We start from the raw sequence: 12,811 nt of genomic DNA on the forward strand, positions 1-12,811 counted from the left end.
TCGGCTGGTCATCATTGCTGCGGCACAAGAGCCCTCGGATAGGATAACCGAGGGCTGCCGTGATGAGCCGCTTGCTGGTTTTGCATATATCGGCCTTGCTGATGATCGGTGCCCCGCCTGCGCAGGCGGAAGGCATCGGGCTGGCCGGGATAAACCGCGCTACATGGGGCCTTGCCGATCTTTCCCCCGATGTCCTCCGGTCCGGTCCGGGCCTTCCCGCCGAGGTTCAGGCGCGGATCGAGGCGATGCGTATCAGTCGCGAACCCATGCCCCAACTGGTTGTGGAAATGGACGACCAGATCCGCGCCGCCAATCAGACCTCTGATCCGACCCAGCGACAGGAGGCGAAAAAGGACTGGCGGCAGGCAATGAACGCTCTTGGCCGCGAGGCAGCGACGCGATCCTTGCTGCGCGACCTTTATTCGTCCGATCAGATGCGCGAACAGATGACGTGGTTCTGGTTCAACCAGTTCAACGTTCATGCCGAAAAGCGCGATATACGCGCCATGGTGGGCGATTATGAGGACGTTATCCGTGCCCGCTCCCTTGGCCGTTTCCGTGACCTGCTGGAGGCCACGTTGCGCCATCCCGCGATGCTGCGCTATCTCGACAATGACCAGAACGCGCTGGGCCATATCAACGAGAATTATGCCCGCGAGATCATGGAACTGCACACGATGGGCGTGGGGTCGGGCTATAGTCAGAAGGATGTGCAGGAACTGGCGCGCATTTTGACCGGGGTGGGGGTGCGGCTGCGCCCCGATGCGCCCCGGATGAAGCCGGAATGGCAGGGGCTCTATCTGCGCGAAGGCCTGTTCGAATTTAACCCCGCGCGCCATGATTTCGGCACCAAACATTTCATGGGCCATACGATCCATGGTTCGGGCTATGCCGAGGTCGAGCAGGCGCTTGACCTGATCGCGAACAATCCGGCCACGGCGCGGCGCCTGTCCACCCGGATCGCCACCTATTTCATGGGCGATCGCCCGCCCGCCGCCTTGGTCGAGCGCATGACGGCGGCATGGCGGCAATCGGGGGGCGATATTGCCAGCGTGCTAAACGCCATGACCGCAACTCCCGCCTATGCCGCCTCGTTGGGCCATGCGTTTAAGGACCCGGTGCATTATGCCGTTTCGGCGGTGCGCTATGCCTATGGCTCGGGGGCGGATGGCAATGTGGTGGTCAATGTCGATCCGATGATCAACTGGCTCAAACGCATGGGTGAGGGGCTTTACGATCACCAGACACCTGATGGCTATCCGCTGGGCGCCTCGGCATGGACCGGGCCGGGGCAGATGGAGGTACGCTTTGAAATCGCCAAGGCCATCGGCAATGGCTCGGCGGGCCTGTTGCGCCCGCGCGATCCGGCTGTCGCCTATCAGCCCGCCGTGCCCAATTTGCGCAATGCCCTGTGGTCGGGCGGCGTGGATCGCGCCACCAGCGAGCAGACCCGCGCGGTTCTGGATCAGGCCGCCAGCCCGCAGGAATGGAACATGCTCTTCCTTGCCTCGCCCGATTTCATGCGCCGATAAAGGATAGCCGGAGATAGACGATGCCCCTGTTTGACCGCCGTGACCTGATCCGCTCCGCCGCGTTTGGCCTGCCGTTGATGATGGCGTGCGGGCGGGCTTTTGCCGCGCCGGGCGCCGCCAACAACCGGCTGCTGATGGTGTTTTTGCGCGGGGCCTATGATGCGGTGAATGTCATCGTTCCGGGGGGCAGCGATTTCTATCACGAGGCGCGGCCCACGATTGCCTTGCCCCGCCCCGATCCGGCCAATCCCGATGCGCCGCTGCCGCTGGACGCGGACTGGAATTTACATCCCGCGCTGCGCGAGAGCATCCTCCCCCTCTGGCAGGCGCGCCAGATCACCTTTGTCCCCTTTGCGGGCACCGATGACATGAGCCGCAGCCATTTCGAGACGCAGGACAGCATCGAATTGGGCCAAAGCATAGGCGCGCGCCGCGATTTTCAGTCGGGCTTTATGGGCCGTTTGGCCGCAGTTCTGGGGGCCGAAAAGCCCATTTCCTTTACCGACCAACTGCCGCTTTGCTTTCGCGGCGGGCCGGTGATCCCCAATATCGCACTGGGCAATGCGGCATCGCGCCCTTCCATCGACGCGCGCCAGAGCGCATTGATCAAGGCCATGTATCACGGCCAGCATGAGGCGGGCGTCGACCTGGAATCGACCATCGGACAGGGTTTTGCCGTGCGTGACACGGTGTTCCAATCCATTCGCGGCGAGATGGAGGCGGCGGGGCGCGGCGCGATCACCGCCAAGGGTTTTGAACTGTCCGCCCGGCGCATCGGCCGCCTGATGCGTGATCAATATAACCTAGCCTTTGTCGATGTCGGCGGGTGGGACACCCATGTCAATCAGGGCGGGGCGCAGGGCAATCTGGCCAACCGCATCGGCGAACTGGGCCGCGCTCTGGCCGGGTTTGTCGAGGCGATCGGGCCGGAGGGCTGGCGCAACACCACGGTGGTGGTCATGTCCGAATTTGGCCGCACTTTCCGCGAAAATGGCGATAAGGGCACCGACCATGGCCATGGCAGCATCTATTGGGTGCTGGGGGGATCGGTGGCGGGCGGGCGGATGGCGGGGCCGCAGGTGAAACTGACTCCCGACACGCTCAATCAGGGGCGCGACCTGCCCGTGCTGACCGATTACCGGGGGCTGATCGGCGGCTTGCTGGCGCGGCAATATGGGCTGTCGGCGCGGCAATTGGGCATCGTCTTTCCCGGCGCGGGGATCAGTGATCTGCAATTGCTCTAAGGCTTTCGTTGCTGCTCCATCTGGCGTTGCTGCTCCATCTGGCGCTTCCACCTTTGCTTTAATTCGCCGGGGCGCTGGCCATGGGCCTCGTCCAGAAATTGCGCAGAGACGATGCGGTCGGTGCGGAAATGGCGGAAATCCTGCCGCATCTCGCACCATGCAGCCAGCATCCGCGCGGTCTCGAAATAGCCAAGTATCACCGGCCAGACCACGCGCTGGCTGACCGGGCCTTTCTCATCGCGATAGGACAGGGCGATCTTGCGCCCCTCGCGGATCCAGACGCGGGTGCGGGCAAGGTCGATGCCGTCGGGCGGCGTATCGGACCATGAGGGCACACCGGTGGCCGGATGGGCGATGAAGGGGCGCAATTTCTCCGGCACCACCGAGGTGATCTTGGCGATCAGATCGCGCGCGGCCGCCGCCAGCGCCGGATCGCCGCGTCCGGCCACCCACTGCGCGCCCAGCACCGCGGCCTCGATCTCCTCGGGCGTGAGCATCAGCGGAGGCATGTCGAAACTGTCGTCGAGAATATAGCCGAAACCAGCCTCTCCGCGCACGGGCACGCGTTGACCGATCAGGTCGGCAATGTCGCGATAGACGGTGCGGGCCGAGACTTCCAATTCCTGCGCGATGTCCTGCGCGGTGATGGGACGCGAAGATCGGCGCAGGATCTGGATGATCTGAAACAATCGGTCGGCGCGGCGCATCAGGCTTCTCCTTGCTGACATAATGCTGTCAGTAGGGTCGGCGCACAAGGGGGGCATCCGATCAACAGGAGGTTTTCATGATCACGCTCTATCACGCCCCGCAATCGCGTTCCTCGCGCATCATCTGGCTGCTGGAGGAACTGGGCGCGACCTATACGATTGCGCCCGTGTCTATCTATCGTCCGATGACCGGGCATGGCCATCCCGATCCGGCCAACCCTCACCCCGATCAGCGGGTGCCCGCCATCGAACATGATGATGCGCTGATTACGGAATCGGTCGGGATCGCGCTTTACCTTGGCGATGCCATGCCGGGCGCGGGTCTGGCCCCGGCGGTGGGCAGCGCGTGGCGCGGGGCCTATTGCACATGGCTGGCGTGGTATGCCTGCGAGATGGAACCGGCGATGTTTGCGGCCATGTCGGGTGCGCTGGCCGCTTCGCCCAACAAGCAGCGCGATTATGATGCGGTGGTGCGCCGTCTGGAAACTACGCTGGCGTATCGCGATTATGTGCTGGGCGAGGATTTCACCATTGCCGACCTGCTGATCGCCAGCGCGCTCAATTTCGGCCGCAAGGCTTTCCCGGCCAGCGCACTGATCGACGCCTATGTCGAGCGGTGCCGCAACCGCCCCGCCGCCATCCGAGCGCTGGGGCTGGATGATGCCGCGGGGCTTCAATCGGCGCGTGCAGCGGTTTTGTAAACCTCAGGCCGTCGGCGCCAGATCCTTCAAAGCCTGCAATACATCGGCAAGGCTTGCTGGATCTGGCCTAGCGCCCGCTTCGACCAGCTTGCGGCCCTGAACGTAATCCTTGACCATATTGACGCAATCGAGGGCGATGACGCGGCCATCCTTCAGGTAAACCACCGAAAAGGCGCGCTTCGCCGGATCGCCGCGCAGGACGGTCTGATCGAAATCCCGGCTGATCCCGGCGGTTTGCAGGCGCAAGTCATACTGGTTCGACCAGAACCATGGGAAAGCCTTATAAGGCTGGGCATTGCCGCAGATCGCCTTGGCCGCGCAGGTTGCCATGTCATTGGCGTTCTGCACCGATTCCACCCGCATCTCCGCGTCCCCGGCATAAGCGCAGGCAAAGGAGGCGCAATCGCCGATGGCATAGATGTCGGGCAGGCTGGTGCGGCAATATTCGTCGACCTCGACGCCCGGACCGCCGCGTGCGCCCGCTGCGATCAGCGGGCCGACCGCAGGCACGATGCCAATGCCCACGATCACCGCATCTGCCGGGATCACCTCGCCACCGGCCAGCCTGACGCCGGTGACATGGCTCTTGCCCTTCAAGCTTTCCACCGCCGCGCCAAGGCGCAGATCGACGCCATGCGCGCGATGTTCGGCCTGATAAAAGGCGGAAAGTTCCTCGCCCGCCACACGGGCCAGCACGCGGGGCAAGGCTTCGAGGAGGGTGACGCGCAGACCGGGTTTGGACAGCACTGCCGCAGCCTCCAGCCCGATATAGCCGCCGCCGATCACCACGATGTTGCGGATGCCATCGTCCACCTGCGCCATCAACCGGTCGCAATCGGCGCGGGTGCGCACAGCGTGGACTCCCTCCAGTTCAGCCCCCGCGCAGGACAACCGGCGCGGATCGCCCCCGGTGGCCCAGACCAGACGGCCATAGGCAAAATCCTTGCCATCATCGAGGGTCAGCACCTTGGCCGCGGCATCCACCGCCACCACTTCGCGGCCCAGCATAAAGGTAATGTCCTTTTCCGCCCAGAACGCGGGCGGGCGGATGTAGAGGCGCTCGAATGTCTTTTCCCGCGCGAAATATTCCTTGGACAGCGGCGGGCGTTCATAGGGATATTCCGGCTCGCGCCCGATCACGGTGATCGTGCCGGTAAAGCCGTTTTGCCGCAGGGCGATCGCGCATTGCGCCCCGCCATGTCCTGCGCCCACGATGACGATATCGGCTTTATCCATGGGTCTGAACCTGCAGAAAAGACAGCAAGGCCCCGGCCAGCGCCTCGGGCGCCTCAAGCGGGGCAAGATGGGCGGTGTCGAGCGAGCGATGCGCCGCGTTCGGAATATGGGCCAGCAGATGCTCGCCATGTCCGGCAAGGGGCGTGGACGTGTCGCGCGTGCCGGTGATCACCAGCGTGGGGCAGGCGATGCCCGCGATACGCCGGGCCAGATCCATATCGCGAATTGCCGCGCCGCATCCGGCATAGCCCTCGGCCTCCATGGCCAGCAACTGACGGCGCACGCTCTGCCATATCGCAGGGGCGGCGGCATCGGACAGGAAGCGCCCCATAGCCAGATCGGCAATGGCGGCCATGCCCTCGGTCCGGACCTTGGCGATGCGGTCGTTCCATGATGCCGCATCCATCGCCGCCGAGGTGCAGATCAGCGCCAGATCGCTGATCCTTTTGGGTGCGCGCAGGGCCAGCTCCATGGCCGTCATCCCGCCCAGCGAGACGCCCGCCACCGCAAAACGTCCCAGCCCCGCCGTATCGGCCACCGCCAGCACATCATCCGCCAGCATCGCCAGCGACATATCCCCCGGTTCGGCGCAGGACGCTCCATGGCCGCGCGTATCGATACGCAGCAGGGCGAAATCTTCGCGCAGGAAGGGCAGCACCCCATCCCACAGATCCATATCCGTGCCGATGGAATTGAGCAGCACCAGCGCGGGCGCATCATCGCGGCCATCGCGTTTCCAATAGATCCGTGCGCCCGGCACATCCGTAAAAGGCATGATGAACTCCCTCAGCCCAGATCGCCGCCCGCCACGGGCAGCACCGATCCGGTGATATAGCTGGCCTCGTCCGAGGCGAGGAACAGGATGGGGGCGATCTGCTCTTCCAGTGTGGCATAGCGTTTCATGAAGGCCGATTGCGTGACCTGTTCGACCGCCTCAGCCATCCATGCCTGCTCTTGCGCGTTGTCGCCCTCGGCGTTGCGCGGGGTGCGGCGGGGGGGCGCTTGGGTGCCGCCCGGCGCGGTGGCGACCACGCGGATGCCCGCCGCGGCATATTCCATGGCCAGCGCCTGTGTTATCCCGTTGATCCCGCCCTTGGCCGCCGAATAGGGCACCCGTCGGATGCCCCGCGTGGCGTTGGAGGAGACATTGACGATGGTGCCGCGCCCTTGGGCCAGCATCGCGGGCAGCGCGGCATGGCAGCCATAGAGCGTGGGCATCAGCGAGCGACGGATTTCCGCGTCGATCTGGGCTGGCTCAAACTCGGCATAGGGCCGCATCCGGATCGCCCCGCCGACATTGTTGACCAGAATGTCGATCCGGCCAAACGCCTGGATGGCCGCCGCCATGGCGCGGGCCGCGCCTTCATAGGTTTCAAGGTCGCATAGGACCGAGATGGCCTTGCCGCCCGTTGCGATGATGGCTTCCTCGACCTCGGTGACAAAATCGGCGCGGTCGATCAGCGCGACATGCGCGCCTTCGGCCGCCGCGCGGATCGCCACGCCCGCGCCGATCCCCTGCGCCGCGCCGGTCACGACCATCACCTTGCCCGCGAAACGTCCCTGAAAGATCACAGCGCTTGCTCCTCAGACGTGGTAGATGTCGATAACCTGATGAATATAATCGTCTTTCAACACGATCTTCTTCTTCAGGATCTTGGGCGCCGCCCCGCTCGTGTCCAGCGTCAGGAACGTGGTCCCGAAAAACTGCGCGGTCTGCTGATAGCGATGGCTGAGCGTGTGCCAGTTATAGCGCAGGTCGAGCGTTCCCTCGCCATGCCCCAACACCTCGACATTGGCGATGAAATGGGCCGTGCGCGCCTCGGGCGTGCTGGCCGAGGAGCGTTCAGTGTTGAGCCGATAGACCCGGTCCTCCAGCCCCTTGCGGTTGGCGTAATAGATCAGCGAGATCTCGCGCTGCGGGTCGGTGGTCAGCGCGTCATCGTCGGTCCATGCCGGCATCCAATATTCGGAATTTTCAGCATAGCATTCCAGCCACGTGTCAAAATCGCGGTCATCCAGCAGCCGAGCCTCGCGGTAGAGGAAGGCGCAGATTTCGGCATAGGACAGGGATTGTTCGAGGGCGATTGTCATTGCGCCGCCTCCATCATCGCATGGCCGTCGCGGGTCAGGCCCTCCATCATGATCTGCGCCCAGAATTCATGCTGGCGCACGAACAGGCCCTCGTCCTCGCTGCGCTCGCTCGACAGCAGGGGGTTCATGCCCATCGCGGCGGCATTGGCGTCAGGCCCCGCGATCCAGCGGGAGGCGCCCCGGCTCAGGTCATTCCACAGGCCGCCTGCGCCCTCATAGGCCGACTGGCAGGAGCGAAATTCCTCCAGATCATCGGGCGTGCCCATGCCCGACACGTTGAAGAAATCCTCATATTGCCGGATGCGATGGGCGCGATCTTCGGAGCTTTCGCCGCGCGGGGCATAGCAATAGATCGTGACTTCGGTGGTGTGGACGTCGATGGGGCGCACCACGCGGATCTGGGTGGAGAACTGATCCATCAGGAACACATTGGGATAGAGCGCCAGATTGCGCGTCTGCTCCAGAATAAACCGCGCCCGGTCTGCACCGAGGCGTTCCTCAAGCTGATCTTTCAGATGCCACACGGGGCGCACTTCAGGGTTCAGCACCTGGGTCCAGAGCAGAATATGGCCATGTTCAAAGCCATAGACCCCGCTGGCCGGAGCCTTGGACCAACCATTGGCGTCGACCGCCTTGGTGCCGCCCTCGGCGCGGCGGCCCATGGTGGACTGATAGTTTTCGTGGACCGAGCTGACGTGATAGCCGTCACAGCCATTCTCCATCTGCATCTTCCAATTGCCATCGAACGTGTAGGTCGAATTGCCGGTCAGCACTTCGAGCCCTTCAGGCGCCTGATCGACCATCTGGTCGATGATGACCTTGGCCTCGCCCAGATGATCGGCAAGCGGCAGGACATCATGGTTGAGCGAGCCGAAGATGAAGCCGCGATAGCTTTCCACCCGCACGCGGGTCAGATCATGCGAACCTTCATGGTTGAAGCTATCGGGATAGGCCCCGGTGCTGGCGTCCTTGGCGCGCAGCAGCTTGCCGTCGGTCTTGAAGCTCCAGCCGTGGAAGGGACATACGAAAAGCGGCTGATTGCCCCGCTTGCGACGGCACAGTTTCGCGCCGCGATGCGCGCAGGCATTGACCAGGCAGTTCAGAGCGCCATCCTTGGCCCGGTTCAGGATCACCGGCGTGCGCCCGATCCACGCCGTCAGATAGTCATTCTTGTTCTCGATCTGGCTTTCATGGGCCAGATAGACCCAATTGCTCTCGAAGATATATTTCATCTCCAGTTCGAACAGCTCCGGGTCGGTGAAAACATCGCGGCGGCAACGGAAGATGCCGGTTGCCGGATCATCCACCACGGCGCCGGCAATACGCTGGATCAGGCCTTCGTCCATGGTCCCTCTCCCCTCAGGCGTTTTCGACGGCGGGCTGGGCCTGCGCCCGGCTGCGCGAGGAGAAGCCTTCATCGCCTGCGTCATGGGCGCGCTGAAGCTGGAAATCGAAGGCGATATAGGCCGCATCGCCCTGACGGTTGGGCACGGGCAGCAGGCCCTCGCGGGTGCCGAAGGCGAAATCGTCGGCGGCAAAGGGATCGTCGCCGAAATTGATCTGCGTGGTCAGCGTGCGATAGCCGGGCGCCTCGATGAAGAAATGGACATGGGCGGGGCGGTTGCCATGGCGGCCCAGCGCCTGCATCAGCTGATCGGTCGCGCCCTGCGGGGGCACGGAATAGCCGCTCGGCTGCTTGGAATGAAAGGCATAGCGCCCGTCCCCGCCCAGCTTGATGCGGCGGCGGTTGTTGAAGGGGGTCTGCTCGCCGGTGGGGTCGAAATGCGAATACCAGCCCTGCGAATTGGCGTGCCAGACGTGAAGAATGGCATTCTGGACAGGTTCTCCATCCGGCCCGGTCACGGCGCCGGTCATGTGCAGCACCTGCGTGCCTTCGTCGGGGTCGGTGCTCAGGTTCACATTGCCCTCGACCAGCGGGGCGCCTGCGACATAGAGCGGGCCTTCGATGGTGCGCGGCGTGCCGCCGGTCAGGCCTGCTTCGGCATCCTTGGCGTCCATGTAGAGGTCGAGGAAATGCTCGATGCCGGTGCCCGGCACGATCAGGCCGATTTCGCCCGCGCCATCGGCCAGAAACTTCATCGCCAGCCAGAATTCGCTTTCCGAAATATCATGGCGCACGATCAGTTCCATCGCCGACTGAAACAGGTCGCGCATGATGGCCTTGAAACGGGGATTGCCGCCGCTCTCGTTCAGGCCTGCGGCGCGGTCGAGCAACTGCTGAATTTCGGGGGTTTTTACGAAGCTAACGTCCATTTTATACTCTCCCGGTAAAGTGGTTAACGGTCATCCTCATGGATGGCCGAAGGATGGCGGCACAGCGGCGTCACCGTCATGGTGATGAAGGGGTAAAGCGGCAGCGCGATCAGCAGATCGTGGAGCGCGGCATTGCTCTCGACGTCAAAGATCGAGACATTCGAATAGAGCCCGGCCTTGCGCCAGATATGGCGCCATACGCCCGATGCCTGAAGCGTTTGGGAATAGGCCTTTTCCTCGGCCTTGATCCGGTCCGCTTCGACCGGGTCAAAGTCGTGGGGGATGTTGACGTCCATTTCGACCATGAACAGCATGGGGTTCAGGCTCCTGCGCCGATGGGGTGAAGGGTGGGGGCGGCGCGATCACGGCGGAAGTGCGCCAGCTTGTCTGCATCGAGCGTGACGCCCAGGCCGGGGCCTTGCGGCAGGCTCAGCGAGAAATCGCCATAGGCCAGCGGTTCGGACAGGATTTCCTCGGTCTGGAGCAGGGGGCCGAACAGCTCGGTCCCCCATGCCAGTTCGGGCAGCGTGGCAAAAACATGGGCCGAGGCGATGGTGCCGATGCCGCCTTCCAGCATCGTGCCGCCATAGAGGCCGATGCCCGATGCCGCGCCGATGGCGGCGACCTCGGCGGTGGCGAAAAGCCCGCCCGATTGCGCGATCTTCAGCGCAAAGACGCCCGCCGCATGGGCCGAGGCGATGCGCATCGCGCTGCGTGGCCCGTGCAGCGCCTCGTCGGCCATCAGCGCCACGGGTTGCGATTGCGACAGGCGCGCCATGGAGGCAATGTCATCGCCCGCAATCGGCTGTTCGACCAGTTCGCAGCCCACATCATGCAGCATCGCCATGCCCAGCTTGGCCTGGGCTTCGCTCCAGTTCTGGTTGACATCGACCCGCACGCTGGCCCGATTGCCCAGCGCTTTGCAGATAGCGCCGACATGGGCAACATCCTCGCGCACCTCGCGCTTGCCGATCTTCAGTTTGAAGATCCGGTGGCGGCGCCGGTCGAGCATTTCCTCGCCTTCGGCAATGTCGCGCGCCGTATCGCCGCTGGCCAGCGTCCATGCCACCGGCAGGCTCTCGCGCCGCCGCCCGCCGCCGATCAGCTCAGAAACGGGCACGCCCAGACGCTTGCCCGCCATATCGAGCAGCGCCGTTTCCACCGCGCATTTGGCGAAATGGTTGCCGCGCACGCATTTGGCCACCTTGGCCATCGTCGCGCCCACCTGCGCAATGTCGCAGGTTTGCAGGACCGGGACGATATAGGCGTCGATGGCCGACTTGATGCTTTCGGGGCTTTCCTCGCCATAGCTCAGGCCGCCGATGGTGGTGCCTTCGCCGATCCCTTCGACCCCATCGGCATCGATCAGGCGGACGATGACCATCGATTGGTAATGCATGGTGGCCATGGCCAGCACATGCGGGCGGATGGTCGGCACATCGACGATATAGGTATCGGAAAGATCCAGGGTAGCCATTGCGGCGACTCTCCGTAAGGATTAGTTGACTTGGGGATCTTGGTAGTTTTTCCGGCGCCCTTCGGCAAAGATCAATGCGGTGTCAGCCTGATACCTGTGAGGTATGAAATGATCGATTTGCGGCTCCTGCGCTACTTCGTCGCCGTGACCGAAGAGGGCAATTTCCACCGCGCGGCCGAAAGGCTGCATATCGCTCAGCCACCCCTGTCGCGCGCGATACAACAGCTTGAGGTCGATGTCGGCTCATCCTTGCTGGACCGCACCGCACGGCCCCTGCGGCTGACGCCGGTGGGCAAGCTGCTCTATTCGCAGGCCCTCCAGATGCTGGCCCGGATGGAGGATCTGCAAACCATGGTGCGCGCGGCGGCCACCAGCAAGCGGCGGCGGCTGGTGCTGGGTTTTGTTGCCTCGACCATCTATGCGCGCCTGCCTGAACTGATCCGCGAATTTCGCAAGGCGGCCAGCGATGTCGAACTGGTGATGGTGGAAAGCACCACGCTGGATCAGATCGCCGCGCTTAAAGACGGGCGGATCGACATCGGTTTTGGCCGGATACGTTTCGACGATCCCGCCGTGCGCCGGATCATCCTGCGCCATGAACGGCTGATCGCGGCCTTTCCGATGGACCACCCGCTGGCCCGGCAGGCGGGACCGGTCTCGCTCAAGGAATTGGCCGATGAGCCGCAGATCCTCTATCCGCGCTCGCCGCGCCCCAGCTATGCCGATCAGGTGATTTCGCTGTTCCGCGACCATGCCATCGAGCCGCGCATCGTCCATGAAGCGCGCGAATTGCAGATTGCCATCGGATTGGTCGCCGCCGAGGAGGGCATCGCGATCGTGCCGGAATCGGTGCGCCGCGCGCGCAGCCACGATGTCGCCTATCGCGAACTGGCCGAACCGGCGACCTCGCCCATCATCATGAGCCATCGCGCCGGGGATACCTCGCCCGAACTGGAACTGATGGGATCGGTCATCGCGCGCATGTATGAGGAATGGGGCTATGGCGTGCCGGCGGGCCTGCGCGTATCCGGCGGGGCATGATGAAAAGCGTTCAACGCGGCGTGAAGCGCTTTGCATCTCAATCGCGTGATGTCGGTATGCTAATCGCGGGCCTTGTCAATTTTTGAGGAAATGGCCGATGTTGCTCAAACCTGCCGGATCGATCCCTTCGCAAATCGGCCCTGCCGACTGGTTTACCGGGGCGGTGCGGATCGACATGCTCAATGTCGCGCCAGAGCCGGCGCGCCATTCCTGCGCTGCGGTCACTTTCGAGCCGGGCGCGCGCACCGCATGGCACACCCATCCGCTGGGCCAGACCTTGATCGTGACGGCGGGCTGCGGATGGACCCAATGCGAGGGCGAGCCGGTGCATATCATCCGTGCGGGCGATGTCATCTGGTGTCCGCCGGGCCATAAACACTGGCATGGCGCGACCAGCACCACCGCCATGACTCATATTGCGGTGCAGGAATCGCTGAACGGCACGCCGGTCCACTGGCTGGAGCATGTGAGTCAGGAGGATTACCTTGGCGGCCTGAACGCGGTATAG

Annotated in this window: 14 protein-coding genes; 5 read left to right on the top strand and 9 right to left on the bottom strand. The window is 63.7% G+C overall.

Features of this window, described 5'->3' with window-relative positions; translation table 11 throughout:
- The first annotated feature begins 62 nt into the window (after positions 1-62).
- Entirely contained in the window at positions 63-1,532 is a 1,470-nt protein-coding gene (locus tag FHW96_RS06590) for a DUF1800 domain-containing protein (RefSeq protein ID WP_172339753.1), read from the top strand.
- A gap of 20 nt (positions 1,533-1,552) precedes the next feature.
- Complete coding sequence (locus FHW96_RS06595) at positions 1,553-2,776, top strand: DUF1501 domain-containing protein (RefSeq protein WP_172339754.1); 1,224 nt, start codon at positions 1,553-1,555, stop codon at positions 2,774-2,776.
- Here the strand turns inward: FHW96_RS06595 and FHW96_RS06600 are convergent.
- On the bottom strand, positions 2,773-3,483 hold the full coding sequence (locus tag FHW96_RS06600; protein ID WP_172339755.1) for a YafY family protein: 711 nt from the start codon (positions 3,481-3,483) through the stop codon (positions 2,773-2,775). The genes FHW96_RS06595 and FHW96_RS06600 overlap by 4 nt on opposite strands.
- Before the next feature lie 77 nt (positions 3,484-3,560).
- Between FHW96_RS06600 and FHW96_RS06605 the strand changes: the two genes are divergently transcribed.
- Positions 3,561-4,184, top strand: a complete 624-nt coding sequence (locus tag FHW96_RS06605) for a glutathione S-transferase family protein (RefSeq protein WP_172339756.1) — start codon at positions 3,561-3,563, stop codon at positions 4,182-4,184.
- 3 nt (positions 4,185-4,187) lie between these two features.
- On the opposite strand, the gene FHW96_RS06610 is transcribed toward FHW96_RS06605, so the two are convergent.
- Genes FHW96_RS06610 through FHW96_RS06645 form a run of 8 tightly spaced genes read right to left on the bottom strand, consistent with a single transcriptional unit; the run spans position 4,188 to position 11,262 of the window.
- A complete protein-coding gene (locus FHW96_RS06610; RefSeq protein WP_172339757.1) occupies positions 4,188-5,420 on the bottom strand; it encodes an NAD(P)/FAD-dependent oxidoreductase in 1,233 nt (410 codons plus the stop codon).
- On the bottom strand, positions 5,413-6,195 hold the full coding sequence (locus FHW96_RS06615) for an alpha/beta fold hydrolase (protein ID WP_172339758.1): 783 nt from the start codon (positions 6,193-6,195) through the stop codon (positions 5,413-5,415). The genes FHW96_RS06610 and FHW96_RS06615 overlap by 8 nt, the downstream gene beginning before the upstream one ends.
- A gap of 11 nt (positions 6,196-6,206) precedes the next feature.
- Complete coding sequence (benD, locus tag FHW96_RS06620; protein ID WP_371815656.1) at positions 6,207-6,992, bottom strand: benzoate diol dehydrogenase BenD; 786 nt, start codon at positions 6,990-6,992, stop codon at positions 6,207-6,209.
- Positions 6,993-7,004: 12 nt separating this feature from the next.
- Complete coding sequence (gene benB / locus FHW96_RS06625; RefSeq protein ID WP_172339759.1) at positions 7,005-7,511, bottom strand: benzoate 1,2-dioxygenase small subunit; 507 nt, start codon at positions 7,509-7,511, stop codon at positions 7,005-7,007.
- Positions 7,508-8,857: a Rieske 2Fe-2S domain-containing protein gene (locus FHW96_RS06630; RefSeq protein ID WP_172339760.1), complete on the bottom strand. Its 1,350-nt coding sequence runs from the start codon at positions 8,855-8,857 to the stop codon at positions 7,508-7,510. The genes benB and FHW96_RS06630 overlap by 4 nt, the downstream gene beginning before the upstream one ends.
- A 13-nt stretch (positions 8,858-8,870) precedes the next feature.
- Positions 8,871-9,785 (bottom strand): dioxygenase, encoded by a 915-nt coding sequence (locus tag FHW96_RS06635; protein WP_172339761.1) that lies wholly within the window; start codon positions 9,783-9,785, stop codon positions 8,871-8,873.
- Between the two features lie 23 nt (positions 9,786-9,808).
- The gene (gene catC / locus FHW96_RS06640) at positions 9,809-10,099 is read right to left on the bottom strand and encodes a muconolactone Delta-isomerase (RefSeq protein ID WP_172339762.1); all 291 of its coding nucleotides are present in this window, start codon (positions 10,097-10,099) and stop codon (positions 9,809-9,811) included.
- 5 nt (positions 10,100-10,104) lie between these two features.
- Positions 10,105-11,262 (bottom strand): muconate/chloromuconate family cycloisomerase, encoded by a 1,158-nt coding sequence (locus FHW96_RS06645; protein WP_172339763.1) that lies wholly within the window; start codon positions 11,260-11,262, stop codon positions 10,105-10,107.
- A 111-nt stretch (positions 11,263-11,373) separates the two neighbouring features.
- Between FHW96_RS06645 and FHW96_RS06650 the strand changes: the two genes are divergently transcribed.
- On the top strand, positions 11,374-12,303 hold the full coding sequence (locus FHW96_RS06650; protein WP_172339963.1) for a LysR substrate-binding domain-containing protein: 930 nt from the start codon (positions 11,374-11,376) through the stop codon (positions 12,301-12,303).
- 97 nt (positions 12,304-12,400) lie between these two features.
- On the top strand, positions 12,401-12,811 hold the full coding sequence (locus tag FHW96_RS06655) for a cupin domain-containing protein (RefSeq protein WP_172339764.1): 411 nt from the start codon (positions 12,401-12,403) through the stop codon (positions 12,809-12,811).

The organism is Novosphingobium sp. SG751A (assembly GCF_013149295.1).
Lineage (GTDB): Bacteria > Pseudomonadota > Alphaproteobacteria > Sphingomonadales > Sphingomonadaceae > Novosphingobium.